This window comes from Flavobacterium sp. DW-iso2 (assembly GCF_058725285.1).
Genome location: NZ_JBZXDY010000048.1, coordinates 1 through 13,133, shown reverse-complemented (window position 1 = coordinate 13,133; position 13,133 = coordinate 1). Strand labels below are relative to the sequence as shown.

The 13,133-nt window shown below is 34.5% G+C and carries 12 protein-coding genes and 1 pseudogene; 9 read left to right on the top strand and 4 right to left on the bottom strand.

Features of this window, described 5'->3' with window-relative positions; translation table 11 throughout:
• Positions 1-75: 75 nt before the first annotated feature.
• Together AC4PRO_RS17920 and AC4PRO_RS17915 are read right to left on the bottom strand one after the other, a co-directional pair.
• Positions 76-258, bottom strand: a pseudogene (locus AC4PRO_RS17920) (cupin domain-containing protein); the annotation flags it as partial.
• A 227-nt stretch (positions 259-485) separates the two neighbouring features.
• Positions 486-2,021, bottom strand: coding sequence for a helicase HerA-like domain-containing protein (locus AC4PRO_RS17915; protein ID WP_492118361.1), 1,536 nt, complete (start codon positions 2,019-2,021; stop codon positions 486-488).
• Positions 2,022-2,398: 377 nt separating this feature from the next.
• On the opposite strand from AC4PRO_RS17915, the gene AC4PRO_RS17910 reads away from it, so the two are divergent.
• The 7 genes from AC4PRO_RS17910 to AC4PRO_RS17880 all read left to right on the top strand — a co-directional run bounded on the left by AC4PRO_RS17910 (position 2,399) and on the right by AC4PRO_RS17880 (position 9,021).
• Entirely contained in the window at positions 2,399-3,217 is an 819-nt protein-coding gene (locus AC4PRO_RS17910) for a MotA/TolQ/ExbB proton channel family protein (RefSeq protein WP_492118360.1), read from the top strand.
• Positions 3,218-3,253: 36 nt separating this feature from the next.
• Positions 3,254-3,865 carry an ExbD/TolR family protein gene (locus tag AC4PRO_RS17905; RefSeq protein WP_074721067.1) on the top strand — a complete coding sequence of 204 codons (612 nt, stop codon included), beginning with the start codon at positions 3,254-3,256 and terminating at the stop codon, positions 3,863-3,865.
• 18 nt (positions 3,866-3,883) lie between these two features.
• Positions 3,884-4,447: an ExbD/TolR family protein gene (locus AC4PRO_RS17900; RefSeq protein WP_074721069.1), complete on the top strand. Its 564-nt coding sequence runs from the start codon at positions 3,884-3,886 to the stop codon at positions 4,445-4,447.
• 39 nt (positions 4,448-4,486) lie between these two features.
• Positions 4,487-5,281 (top strand): energy transducer TonB, encoded by a 795-nt coding sequence (locus tag AC4PRO_RS17895; RefSeq protein ID WP_074721071.1) that lies wholly within the window; start codon positions 4,487-4,489, stop codon positions 5,279-5,281.
• A gap of 232 nt (positions 5,282-5,513) precedes the next feature.
• Complete coding sequence (locus AC4PRO_RS17890) at positions 5,514-6,431, top strand: PstS family phosphate ABC transporter substrate-binding protein (protein WP_492118359.1); 918 nt, start codon at positions 5,514-5,516, stop codon at positions 6,429-6,431.
• Between the two features lie 16 nt (positions 6,432-6,447).
• The gene (locus tag AC4PRO_RS17885) at positions 6,448-8,127 is read left to right on the top strand and encodes a tetratricopeptide repeat protein (protein ID WP_492118358.1); all 1,680 of its coding nucleotides are present in this window, start codon (positions 6,448-6,450) and stop codon (positions 8,125-8,127) included.
• Between the two features lie 261 nt (positions 8,128-8,388).
• Positions 8,389-9,021, top strand: a complete 633-nt coding sequence (locus AC4PRO_RS17880) for a 7-carboxy-7-deazaguanine synthase QueE (RefSeq protein ID WP_492118362.1) — start codon at positions 8,389-8,391, stop codon at positions 9,019-9,021.
• Between the two features lie 107 nt (positions 9,022-9,128).
• Here AC4PRO_RS17880 and AC4PRO_RS17875 read toward each other — a convergent pair whose 3' ends face one another.
• Entirely contained in the window at positions 9,129-9,836 is a 708-nt protein-coding gene (locus AC4PRO_RS17875) for a class I SAM-dependent methyltransferase (protein ID WP_492118357.1), read from the bottom strand.
• Positions 9,837-9,922: 86 nt separating this feature from the next.
• On the opposite strand from AC4PRO_RS17875, the gene AC4PRO_RS17870 reads away from it, so the two are divergent.
• Positions 9,923-10,417 carry a YkgJ family cysteine cluster protein gene (locus tag AC4PRO_RS17870; RefSeq protein ID WP_074721079.1) on the top strand — a complete coding sequence of 165 codons (495 nt, stop codon included), beginning with the start codon at positions 9,923-9,925 and terminating at the stop codon, positions 10,415-10,417.
• Positions 10,418-10,434: 17 nt separating this feature from the next.
• Here the strand turns inward: AC4PRO_RS17870 and AC4PRO_RS17865 are convergent, their stop codons facing one another.
• Positions 10,435-11,733 carry an exo-beta-N-acetylmuramidase NamZ family protein gene (locus AC4PRO_RS17865; protein ID WP_492118356.1) on the bottom strand — a complete coding sequence of 433 codons (1,299 nt, stop codon included), beginning with the start codon at positions 11,731-11,733 and terminating at the stop codon, positions 10,435-10,437.
• Positions 11,734-11,819: 86 nt separating this feature from the next.
• Here AC4PRO_RS17865 and AC4PRO_RS17860 point away from each other — a divergent pair, with 86 nt between their 5' ends.
• Positions 11,820-13,055: an ABC transporter permease gene (locus AC4PRO_RS17860; RefSeq protein ID WP_492118355.1), complete on the top strand. Its 1,236-nt coding sequence runs from the start codon at positions 11,820-11,822 to the stop codon at positions 13,053-13,055.
• The last annotated feature ends 78 nt before the right edge of the window (positions 13,056-13,133 follow it).

Below are 13,133 nucleotides of genomic sequence, written 5' to 3'. Positions count from 1 at the left end.
ATTCGCTTGTACGTTTTTTTCATAATTCAACAAAGATAAAATTTATCATTTGTTGCGTTAGGTTATTGAATTCTCCATGTACGTGTATTCTTCAAACTCTGGAGTTTGAAATGGTTCGCTCCATTTAGGGGGTGCAATCATATGAGCAATTGATATTTCGGGATTGTTAGTTGTGGCTAAGCCATGGTGTTCTTCAATCAATTTTTCATCAGTTGTTGGGACTATGAATGGAGCGCTTTGGACAAAATACTTTTTCATTGTATGTTTTTAGTTAAATAATACTCTCAAATGTGATTCCGGGTTTTGTTGTTTTTAAACAGGATGAAAAATGCCTTTATGTAGGTCTTCTTTTCTAGGAGACTCTTTTGATACGTCGCTTTTTGGTCTCCAATATTTCCGTTTTCTACTTGGTCTCTTAATTAGAACTGAGTATAAGTGACAGGGGTAATTGGGGATGACTAAAATATTCTTTATAATTTATTGCGTTATTTTTTCATCAATTTTGATAAAATCCCCAATGCTCCTCTTATAAATGTGGCACTAGTCAAAACCTTTAAGACGGATTTACCTACAGCATCTGTGGTGCTTTGCCCTTGCCTTTGCTTAGATTTGGTTGCTGCTTTAGCCTCTTCTTTCTCTTTTTCTTCTTTAGCGACTTCCGTATCTATAACGGCAATTTTTTTGTTAAGCATCTCATACGCGCTTTCACGATCAATAAGTTCGCTGTATTTTTTTACTAATTTTGATTTGTTGTTGATATACTGAATTTCACTCTCGATTAAAACATCCATTCGGCTCATCGGTGCCCGCATCATGGTAGCTACAAGGGGAGTAGGGATTCCTTTTTCATTTAAAGCGGTGACAAGTGCTTCGCCAATTCCTAAACTGGTCAATACTTCACTGGTGTTGTAATAATCAGAAGTAGGATAGTTGTCCGCTGTTAGTTTTATTGATTGTCTGTCTTTAGCCGTAAATGCTCTCAAAGCATGTTGTATTTTCAGACCTAATTGCGCTAATACACCGCTCGGGACATCCATTGGGTTTTGGGTTACAAAGTAAATTCCAATTCCTTTTGAACGAATTAGTTTTACGATAGTCTCTATTTGTTCCAATAACGCTTTGCTGGCTTCGTTAAAAATCAGATGTGCTTCGTCAATAAAAATCACTAATTCAGGTTGTTCGGAATCTCCCTTCTCTGGCATTTGTTGGTATATTTCAGCGAGAAGACTCAACATGAAAGTCGAAAATAATTTTGGTTTATCTTGAATATCCGTTAGCCTAATAATATTAATATAGCCTTTTCCGTTTTCGTCAATTCGCATTAAATCGTCGATATCAAAAGACATTTCGCCAAAAAAAAGCTCAGCGCCTTGCTGCTCTAGTTCGATTATCTTTCTAAGAATGATTCCCGTAGTCGAAGTAGAAATTTTACCGTAGTTTTCTGTGATTTCATCTTTTCCTTCTTCAGTTATGTAATTGATGACTTTTTTGATGTCTTTAAGATCTAATAAAGGCATTTTGTTATCATCACAATATTTAAATATTACTGACATTACACCAGACTGCGTATCATTCAAACCTAATATTCGTGAAAATAACACTGGCCCAAACTCTGAAACAGTCGCGCGCAGTCGTACTCCGTTTTGTTCGGATAGCGTTAATAGCTCGACTGGGAATTTAGCGGTATAATATGGTATGTTTATTTTGGCATGCCGTTCGGTAATAAATGGTTTTTCTTCTCCTTCTTTGGCTATCCCACTAAAATCGCCTTTGATATCCATCATTAATACAGGAATTCCAAATGATGACAATTGTTCTGATAAAACTTGAATGGTTTTGGTTTTACCTGTTCCAGTAGCACCGGCGATTAATCCATGTCTATTGAGGGTTTTTAATGGGATTTTTACATGCGCGTCCGGCAAGGCGTCGCCATCAAGTACAGCTCCTCCAAGAATAATACTTTCACCCTTGGCAGTGTACCCCTCAGTAATATGCTTTATAAAATCTTTTTTTCTGTTCATAACATTGATCGTGTTGATTTTACATGCAAGATATTATTATTATTATTTGAAATGACATAATTTCGATTTTTACTGTAATTTTATTCCCTTTTTATTGTTAATAGTGGAAAAATTTATTTTGACAGATTGAATTGTGTTTGTTGAAAGATTGTTTTAATATTTCACAAAATGATAGTTTATATTTCAAAAAACATTAAATTTGTTTAACGATGTTGATTAAAAATCATAGATTTAAAAATCCTGGTTTTTTTTTAAATAAATTAAATTCGAATAAAATTAAAAAAAGTTTTTTTATTTGAACTAAACATATAAATTTGCGGAACTACAAGTTTATTACAACTAAAATAAATTATTTAAAACTATTAAAATTAGAAAAAATGGCAAACGTTAAAAAAGAAAGCACTTCAAACGGTGGAGGAATGGTTTCAGGGCTTATTATTGTTGCATGTATTGGTGTTGGTATTATGATCTGGAAATTTATCATGGGTAATCCTTCGAATTTTGAAGGAGGAAATCCTGAATTAGGGCATCCATTGAATCTTTTAGGACAAGTATATCATGGAGGTGTAATTGTGCCAATATTATTAGGAATGTTATTAATGGTTCTTGTTTTTTCTATCGAAAGATATGTTGTTATTTCTAAAGCAGCTGGTAAAACTAAATTAGATACTTTCATGACAAAGATACAAGCTAGTATCAAACAAGGTGAAATTGATGAAGCGATTGTTTCTTGTGATAAACAACAAGGTTCTGTTGCAAATGCAATTAAATCAGCACTAGTGAAATACCAAGCAGTTAAGAAAGAAGGATTTAATAGTGAAGAAGCAGCAGAGACTATTCACAAAGAAATCGAAGAAGCTACATCTCTTGAAATGCCAATGTTACAAAAAAACATGACAATTATTTCGTCATTAGTTTCTTTAGGTACTCTTATTGGATTGTTAGGAACTGTATCGGGTATGATTAAAGCGTTTGGTGCGTTAGCAGCTGCAGGAACTCCTGATCAAGCAGCATTGGCAAATGGTATTTCTGAAGCACTTATTAATACTGCAACTGGTATTGGTACTTCAGCTGTAGCGATTATCTCTTACAATTTCTTTACTTCAAAAATTGATGATTTAACGTATTCAATTGATGAGGCTGCTGTTTCAATTGTAAATACTTACAGAAGATTCAGAGGAAGTTTGAAGCAATAATATGTTGATATTTATATCAAATAAAAAACAAAAAGAATGGCTAAAATAATAATAAAGAAAAATCCGGGGTCTACTGATATGACCGCGATGTGTGATGTCGCATTCCTTTTGCTTACCTTCTTTGTAATGACTTCGACAGCTAAAATTCCTGAGGCATTGCCTGTAGATACTCCTTCTTCAACAGTTCAGACTAAATTGCCTGAAACTGATTTAGCTACATTAACTGTAGGTAAAGGAAAGGTGTTCTTTGATTTGAAAGGAAAAGAAGTTCGAATGAGAACTTTAGAGTTAATGGCGGAAAAGTACGGTGTTACTTTTTCTGATGCTGACAAAAATACTTTCTCAAGGATGGATGATTTTGGTGTGCCAATTCTTAATCTTCAACAAATTATTGAAATGAAAGCATCTGATAGAAGTAAAGCAGGGCAACCTGGGATACCTACAGACTCATTGGATAATCAGTTGAAAGAATGGATCTATAATGCGCGTATTGCAAATATAGAAGTAAATGATAAAGAATTGCAGGTCGCTATTAAAGGTGATGCAAAAGAAGAGTATCCAGCTATTAAAAAAGTAATGGATATTTTACAAGAGCAAAAAATCAATAGCTTTAGTTTAGTTACTGGTTTAAGAGGAAAAGATTTTTAATAAAAAAAAGACACTAAAATGGCTGAATTAAATACCGACGACGGTGGAGGCAAAAAAGGTGGTAAAGTAAGAGCTAAAAAAGCGAACGCAAAAGTAGATTTAACTGCGATGGTGGATTTGGCTTTCTTATTAATCACATTCTTTATGCTTACCACGACGTTGTCTAAACCTCAATCGATGAGCTTGGGGTTGCCAGATAAAGATCCTAACAAAGACAATGTGGATATGAAAGTTGACGAAAATCGTACTATGACAATTTTGTTAGGTGCTGATAATAAGTTAGTTTACTATGTTGGTTTGTTGGCTACTCCTATTGGAGGTCCTAAAGATTTGGCTTTTGGAAAAGAGGGTATACGTAAAGAATTGTTGTCTAGACAACAATCGGTTTTGGCGTATTCCGCAGCAAAAGGGAAGCCTAAAAACGGATTAATTGTGATTATTAAACCAAGTAAGAAATCAAATTACAAAAATTTAATTGATATACTTGATGAAATGGCAATTGTAGGGATAGGAGATTTTGGTAATTACGCTATCGTTCCTGAATTCTCTCCTGAAGAACAAAAATTGTTAGAAGGAAAATAAGTGTATTCTTATTCCCCAATAACCTAATAATTAAGAAAAATGAAATTAGACATATTAAAAAACCAATGGCTTGATATCGTATTCGAAGGACGTAATAAAACTTACGGAGCTTATGAGTTAAGGAAGTCAAACAGAAAAACTACTATTAAAGCGCTAGTTTTGGGTGCTATATTATTTAGTGTTGCTGTGGCTGCTCCCCTTATCATAAACTTAATTCCTAAAGGTGGGGAGCAAGAGATTGACAGAGATATTAAAATCACTGCAATAAAATTACCACCTAAGAAAGAGGAGCCTAAATTAAACGTTCCGCCACCACCGCCACCACCACCTAAAGTGGATGTGGTTAAGTTTGTGAAACCAGTGGTTGCTAAGGCAGAAGAGGTAACTGAAGAGCCGCCTAAAATTGTCGAGATTAAAGAAAAAAAGATTGGAGCTGAAACCATAAAAGGAGATCCAGATGCAGTTTTGTCTGTGGCTCCAGTAGGTCCAGGACCAACTAAAATTGTTGAAGAAGACAATCAAATTTACAACACAGCAGGTATCGAAGTAAAACCTGAATTCCCAGGTGGTATGGATAAGTTTTATGGCTATGTAGCTAAAAACTATCGTGCACCAGAAGAAGAGGGTCTTAAAGGTAAGGTATATGTTACTTTTGTAGTGGAAAAAGATGGTTCGTTAACAGATATCAAAGTATTAAGAGATATTGGTTATGGTACTGGAAAAGAAGCGATACGAGTTCTTACTAAATGCCAGAAATGGAATCCGGGAATTCAAAATGGAAAACCGGTTAGAGTACTTTATTCTCTTCCGATTACTATTCAAACAGCGGATTAATGTTGGAAAAAATATTTAAAAATATTCAGAAGAAATCGCTCAAAGAGCGATTTCTTCTCGTTATAGCAATTTTGTTTTTCGTAGTTTATTTTGTTTTGGGATTATTTGTTATCTTTATGAAGCAATTTCCAATAAACATGACTATCGGTTATAGAATAGCATTTGGTGTGTTGCTCATCGTGTATTCTATTATTAGATGCATTCGTATTATAAAAGATAATAAACATTAACTATGAAAAATTTCGCAACACGTCCTTATGTATTGATTCTTTTTATTTTTCTGTTATTTTTTGGTTGTAAGAAATCAGAGGGCGAGAAAGAGAGTATACTTAAAGGTACAGCCACTATTTTAGTTGATGAGACTTTAAAACCTCTATTGGAAGATGAGATTACTATTTTTCAAAATGGATACAATGCTAAGATACTAATGGAGGTGAGGTCTGAAAAAGAATTGATGCAAGCGTTCCTTAGAGATACCTCGCGCATTGTTGTTTTGTCCAGGAAATTAAATGAAGAAGAGTCTAAATATTTTGAACAACTTAAAATAAAGCCTAAAACAACTATCATCGGTACTGACGCAATTGCTTTTATTTCTAGTAAGTCCACTAACGATAGTTTGGTCGATTTGAAGGATATTATTCTTTTCATGCAAGGGAAACCGCAAACAAGAGTTAAGGGGTTGGTCTTTGATAATCCAAACTCCAGTACGGTTCGCTATATGAATGAGTTGGCGGGTATAAAAGAAATACCTACCGATGGAGTATACTCGTTTAAGTTCAATAAAGACGTTGTGAAGTTTGTAGCTGAAAACGATGGGATGATTGGAGTTGTTGGCCTTAATTGGCTGTATCAGCCATCGCCTGACATGAAGGATCTTATAAAGAAAATTAACGTATTAAGTGTTAAAGGAGAGAGTAGTGCGGCATATGTAGCGCCTACGCAAAATAATTTAGCCGAAGGAACGTACCCTTTGGCACGTGATTTGTATATAATTAATTGTCAGGGATACTCCGGGTTAGGAATGGGGTTCGCTTCATTTGTTGCTGGAGACATAGGGCAAAGGATAATTTTGAAAGCGGGACTACTGCCTGTGCGCGTGCCTCCAAGAAAAGTTATATTTAAAACCAAATCAAAAAATGAAAATGAATAAATCAAATAAAGTTAAAATGAACAAATTTAAAATTTTAAGTGTTGCCTTTCTGGCCACAGTATCCGCAATGAAGGCTCAGGATATAGATCAAGCTAAAAAAGCAATTGACGCCGAACAATTTGAAAATGCTAAATCGACTTTAAAATCGATAATCAAATCTGACCCATCTGAAGGTAAAGCGTATTTTCTTTTAGGAAACATATATCTTTCTCAAAAGGTAGCGGATTCAGCTAAAATAACTTATCAAAATGGCTTAACGGCTAAAAATGATGAGCATTTCAATTATATTGGACTAGGGCAAATGGACCTTAATAAGGGTGATGGTGCTGCAGCTAAAGCTAAATTTGAATTGGCTAAAAAAGAAATGGGTAGAAGAGATTTTTGGGAGTATGTGTATATTGCACGTGCTTATATGAATGCTGATAATCAGGATTTTAAAGCGGCTATTCAGACCCTAAATTTGGCTAATGAGAAAAATGCAGCAGAGCCTCAAGTTCTTTTGGCTTTTGGAGATGCACATTATGGTGATAAAAACCAAAATGCGGCTTATTCAGCTTATCGTAATGCTTTTCAAGCTGACAATACGTTGATTAGAGCAAAAATGCAATTAGGAGTTTTGCTTAAAGGCGCTAAAGCATACACTGAAGCTGTAAAAGCTTTCAATGATGTTATTGCGACGAACCCTAATTACGGACCACTATACCGTGAGTTAGCTGAAACATATTACTATTGGGCGCTTAATGTTCCTTCTAGAAATGATGAATATATGAAAGAAGCATTGTCGTATTATGAAAAATACATGAGTCTTACTGATTATTCTTTGGCTTCACGTATGCGTCACGCTGACTTTTTGATTGTTGCGCACGATTATAAATCTTTAGAAATTGAAGCTGAAAAAATGAAACAGATTGACAAAGTCAATCCTAGAATTTTACGATACTTAGGGTATTCTGCGTACTATAATGATAATGTGGATGTGGCTATTAAATCGTTACAAGATTATACTGGAAATACTGCAAATAATGTAATTTCTCTTGATTATTTATATTTAGGTTTAGCTAATGTAAAAAAATCTACTATGGGTACAGACATTATTGCTGCAGAACCGGTATTGTTTAATAAAGGAATTGAACTTATTAAGAAAGCAGTTGCCATGGAAAGTGCTGCTGTAAATGATTTAAGTGAGGCGGGTAAAGGACTTTATGAGCAGAAACTATACAAAGAGGCCGCTGCAGTTTTCGAAATTTCGACCTCAAATAAAGATTCAAAAAATTTCTTGCTTGATAATTTTTATTTAGGTAATTCAATTTATTTTGACAATACGAAAGCTGGGGCAGTGAAAGATACTATCGCTTTACGTAAAGCAGATATTGCTTTTGGAAATGTGATTGAAGCATCACCAGCAACTCAAGATGCTTATGTTTATCGTGCAAGAACGAATACGTTGCTTGGAGATGACGAACAAATGATTAAATATTACCAACAATATATTGATATTGTAACAAAGAAAGGTCCTGAAGAAATGGCTAAGGCCGCTGTAAAGGGGAAATTAATTGAGGCTTACAATACAATGGCTGCGGGTTATGCAAACACTGACAAAGTGAAAGCTATTGAATACTTCAATAAAACTCTTGCGATCGATCCTGAAAATGGATATGCACAGCAATCAGTAGATTTGCTTAAGAATAAAAAATAATAGTATTATTTTACAATAGAAAACCGATAGTTGAAAAGCTATCGGTTTTTTTTATGCGAGGACTTTTTTGTCATTAGTATGTTTTAGCTAGTTGTTCTGTGGTAGAAGTCATACTGTAGCTTGTTAGACAATAAGAGTTGAAATTTACATTTCTGGTTTTCGTGGTTTAGTGCTTCGATATTATAATTTCATGGAAGCAATTTGATAATATTAATTTAAGTCCTTTTCAAATGACCTATCTTTGTACTTTAAATTACAATGATGTTATCAAAAGAAATACAATTAGAAGTTAATAAAGGTGTAATGCTTCCATTGATGGAAGAGTTTTATACAATTCAAGGAGAGGGTTTTCACACGGGAACTGCCGCTTATTTTGTAAGAATTGGAGGTTGCGATGTAGGTTGCCATTGGTGTGACGTTAAAGAAAGTTGGAATGCGGAATTACATCCGCCTTCAAGCATCGATCAAATTGTGGCTAATGCAAAAAAATATGGAGAGACAGTCGTGGTAACAGGAGGAGAACCACTAATGTGGGATATGACCTTGCTGACACAGACGCTAAAGGATAATGGACGAAAGGTTCATATTGAAACTTCAGGTGCTTATCCTCTGACAGGAATGTGGGATTGGATTTGTCTGTCTCCAAAGAAAAATAAGCTGCCCACTCAAACAGTTTATGATAATGCACATGAGTTGAAGGTTATCATATATAATAAACATGATTTTATTTTTGCGGAAGAACAAGCGGAGTTAGTTAATGACGATGCAATTTTATTTCTTCAGCCAGAATGGAGTAAAAAGGAGGAAATGACGCCCCTTATTGTCGACTATGTTATGAATAACCCGAAATGGAGAGTGTCACTTCAAACACACAAATATCTAAATATCCCATAAAGAATTTAGAAGAAATGAAAAAAGCCAAACAATTATTGTTTGGCTTTTTTCATTTCTTTTTCAGAGTATGTGATAGTTAGTTTTTTTTTATGTTTTTGATTTCGTTGCTATAGTGAAAGCCTTGCTAGATAATCATAATGTTCACCTTCAAGAATTAATTCGGCTTGTAATTCATTGGCGAAAGCCGCATTTTGCAGCGTATTGTAGTCAATGTACATCCAGTTGAAAGGTTTTTCTTTTTCACCCTTGTAGCCAATATTAAAAACTACTTCCCCATAATATTCATTGTCAGATGGAATCCATTTTCCTCCGTCTTCATCATCATCAAACATATAAATAATATCAGAACTGTCTAATAAGATTTGGCCGCCTGGATTCAATAGTGATTTTAGTTTTATTAGGAAATTTGGAATATTTTTCAGTTTCCCACACATTCCTGCGCCATTCATCAGTAATAAAATCGTATCGTATGTTTCATTTTCTAATGTCATAACATCCTGTATGCGGGCATCTTTGATTCCTCGAAGGGAACAAGCTTTTATTGCATTTGGCGAAATGTCTATCGCAGTCACTTCTAAATTCAATTCATTTTGTAAGTGTAAACTATGGCTTCCTGCACCGCAACCTACATCTAGGACTTTTCCTTTGGCAAGTTGTAGGGCTTTTTGCTCCATAGTCGGCATCTCTTTGTAGGAGCGAAATAAATAAGCCACACTCATTTCATCTTCTTCAGATATAGTTGTTTCTGTAATTAAATCTTCAGGGGAATTATTCGTTTGATAATCAAGGATGGCTTTGCCAAAAAGGTCTTTCATTGTTTGTATTTCAAAATTCAACATTCATTAATCATAGTTCATCGTTCAAAAAGTGTAGTTTTGCAAAGAATTTTTAAACTCTGAATTTGAAACCTACTTTAAACGAACTTGGTAAACTTGCCAAAGATAAGCATATAGAAAACAAAAAGTATTTCGATAAGCTTAAAAAGAAGACGCCCAAAAATTTAGATTATGTGATGCAAGACCTGCATGATGCGGAATTCAAGAAAACGGATTGTTTAAAATGTGCGAATTGTTGTAAAACTACAGGGCCTTTATTTACATTAGCCGATATTGAAAGGGTGTCAAAATACCTTAAGCAAAAACCACAGCAGTTTATAGCGCAATACCTTCGCGTTGATGAAGATCAAGATTATGTATTGCAGAGCGTGCCTTGTACTTTTCTAGATCATGAAAATGCCTGTATGATTTATGATGTCCGACCAAAAGCATGTAGAGAATTTCCACACACTGATAGAAAGAAGTTTCAGCAAATAACAGATCTTACTTTAAAGAATGTGGCGATTTGCCCTGCCGCCTTTAATATTGTCGAAGAAATGAAGAAAAAATTGCCGCTGTAGTTCCTGCTATTTTTTTTCTAATAGATCAAATATTTTTCTCTCATTTTCTTAAATTGGTCTAAACCGGTTTTCCAATTCTTTCTTATCTCAGATTCTGATTCTCCGGCTTCGATTTGTTGTTGCAATTTTCTTGTTCCAGCTAGTTTTGTAAAAAACGGATTAAAGAATTTTGATTTGTCTGTTGTGTTAGTGTACGCTTTGATTAGCCATTTCAATTCCAGTTGGCGTACTTCAGTTTGTGTTGACAAATCTTCGCCAAAACAGGTTGTTCCATTGTAAACTGGATTTTGTGCTCCCATATTTGGTTTTGGAATAAAGCTAAAATTGCTTTTAGGTAGATAAGGAGAACCGTAAATTTGAAATTGTTTTTCAGTTCCTCTTCCTACACTAACATTTGTTCCTTCAAAAAAGCACAGGCTAGCATATAGGTTGATCGATTGATCGTTTGGTAAGTTAGGAGAAGGTTTTACAGGTAGACTGTATCTCATTTTTCTATTATAATAAGAACATGGGATTACAGTTAGTTTGCAACTAATTCCGTTCGTTAGCCATTGCTCTCCATTAATCATTTGCGCATATTCGCCAATGGTCATACCGTGTAAAACAGGAATGGGATGCATTCCTACAAAACTGCTATATTCCTTTTCTAGAATCGGTCCGTCAACTATGCTTCCGTTAGGATTGGGTCTGTCTAAAATGATCAAAGAGATGTTGTTTTCTGCACAGGCTTCCATTATGTAATGCAGTGAGGAGATGTAAGTGTAAAATCGTGCTCCCACATCTTGTAAGTCAAAAACCATAATGTCAATTCCGGTTAACTGTCCTGAATTTGGTTTTTTGTTATTGCCGTAAAGCGAGATAATAGTTATTCCAGTTTTATAATCCGTTCCGTCAACAACATGTTCTCCTGCATCTGCAGTGCCACGAAAGCCATGCTCTGGTGCAAATATTTTTTGGACATTGATTTTTTGGTCTAATAAGAAATCAACTAAATGGATTTGCTTTTTTTTACTCGTGAGACTTATGGAAGATTCTTCTATTAAAACTATACCCGATTGATTTGTAACTACGCCTACTTTTTTGTCTTTTAGAAGAGGTAGATATTTTTCATGATTATCAGCGCCGGTTTTAATCGAATGCGTTACGGTAACTTTATCTGTTAAAGACTCTGCTTTTAAATTTTTAGGGATTGACGCGGGGCTATCTTTCAATTTGTTCTGCTGTAATTCTTTTGTTCTGTTGATTGAGCTGGAGCACGAAAGCAAAACTACTGTTAGAATAAAGGCTAATGGAATATTTTTGAAAATTGAAATCATATAGTAGATTAGAATAAAATTAGTGGCAATTAGCGTTATTCGTGTTTTAGCTGTATTTTTGGATCCAAATCAGATACTTAATCAAATTGAATTTAGAATACTTTATTGCCAAAAGACTTATAACTGCTAAAGATTATAAAAGTAGTATATCTGCGCCTATTATAAAAATTGCAATTTCGGCCATTGCCATCGGAATGGTGATGATGATTGTGTCAGTGGCGACAGGAATTGGTCTACAACAAAAAATCAGAGAAAAAATTTCCGCTTTCAATGGACATATTAGTATTTCTAATTATGATAGCAATCAATCTGAAGTTACCTTAGTTCCCATTTCGAAAAAACAAAATTTTTATCCCAAATTTAATACTGTGGAAGGGATAAATCATATTCAAGCTATCGCCAGTAAAGCCGGTATTATTCGAACCGAAAATGCTTTTGAAGGGGTCGTATTCAAAGGAGTAGGAGAGGATTACAAGTGGGATAATATAAAGGAGTATCTTGTTGAAGGAAAACTGCCTGATTTTTCTAAAAAGTTAAATGAAGACGTGGTGCTATCGCAATTCCTCGCTAATAGGTTAAAACTTAAAGTAGGAGATGCGTTTAATACCTTTTTTATGAAAGAAGGTCAGAATAAATTACCTAATATCAGGAGATTTAAAATTGTCGGAATCTTTAATTCTGGTTTTCAGGAATTTGATGCGACCTATGTATTAGGGGATATACGCCATATCCAACGCATTAATAAATGGAAAGCGGATCAGGTAGGAGCATTTGAAGTCTTTGTAGATGATTTTGATAATATAAAATCGGTAGGTGAACAAGTGTATCAGCAAACGGGATCTACGCTTGATACTAAAACAATTATCGAAAAGTACAGTTATATATTCGAGTGGCTTCAGTTGTTTGATTTCAATATCATTGTCATATTAATAGTTATGATATTAGTTGCCACAATCAACATGGTGGTGGCTTTATTGGTGCTTATTCTAGAACGAACACAGATGATAGGAATATTAAAAGCGTTAGGAGCTAATAATTGGAGTATCCGTAAAATATTTCTGTACAATGCGTCCTATTTAATTCTTCGAGGATTATTCTGGGGAAACCTAATTGGAATAGCGGTTCTATTGCTCCAGAAATATTTTGGGATAGTCAAACTGAATCCTGAAAATTACTATGTCGATAAAGCGCCGGTATATCTTAATTGGGGATATATTTTATTATTAAACGGCCTTACGATAAGTGTTTGTTTTTTAGTGTTGCTAATCCCTTCTTATATAATAACCAAAATTTCACCGGTTAAGGCGATTCGTTTCGACTAACAGATCATTTGGGCGTTTCCCATTATAAAAAAAGAGGCTATACCTACATATAAGGAGTAGCCTCTTTTTTTTTTAGGA

Excerpts from the sequence above, each read along its gene's own strand:
- AC4PRO_RS17880 (WP_492118362.1), top strand. The coding sequence starts at position 8,389 with ATGTTATCAAAAGAAATACAATTAGAAGTTAATAAAGGTGTAATGCTT.
- AC4PRO_RS17895 (WP_074721071.1), top strand. The coding sequence starts at position 4,487 with ATGAAATTAGACATATTAAAAAACCAATGGCTTGATATCGTATTCGAA.
- AC4PRO_RS17910 (WP_492118360.1), top strand. The coding sequence starts at position 2,399 with ATGGCAAACGTTAAAAAAGAAAGCACTTCAAACGGTGGAGGAATGGTT.
- AC4PRO_RS17915 (WP_492118361.1), bottom strand. The coding sequence starts at position 2,021 with ATGAACAGAAAAAAAGATTTTATAAAGCATATTACTGAGGGGTACACT.
- AC4PRO_RS17865 (WP_492118356.1), bottom strand. The coding sequence starts at position 11,733 with ATGATTTCAATTTTCAAAAATATTCCATTAGCCTTTATTCTAACAGTA.
- AC4PRO_RS17900 (WP_074721069.1), top strand. The coding sequence starts at position 3,884 with ATGGCTGAATTAAATACCGACGACGGTGGAGGCAAAAAAGGTGGTAAA.
- AC4PRO_RS17875 (WP_492118357.1), bottom strand. The coding sequence starts at position 9,836 with ATGAAAGACCTTTTTGGCAAAGCCATCCTTGATTATCAAACGAATAAT.
- AC4PRO_RS17905 (WP_074721067.1), top strand. The coding sequence starts at position 3,254 with ATGGCTAAAATAATAATAAAGAAAAATCCGGGGTCTACTGATATGACC.
- AC4PRO_RS17885 (WP_492118358.1), top strand. The coding sequence starts at position 6,448 with ATGAACAAATTTAAAATTTTAAGTGTTGCCTTTCTGGCCACAGTATCC.
- AC4PRO_RS17890 (WP_492118359.1), top strand. The coding sequence starts at position 5,514 with ATGAAAAATTTCGCAACACGTCCTTATGTATTGATTCTTTTTATTTTT.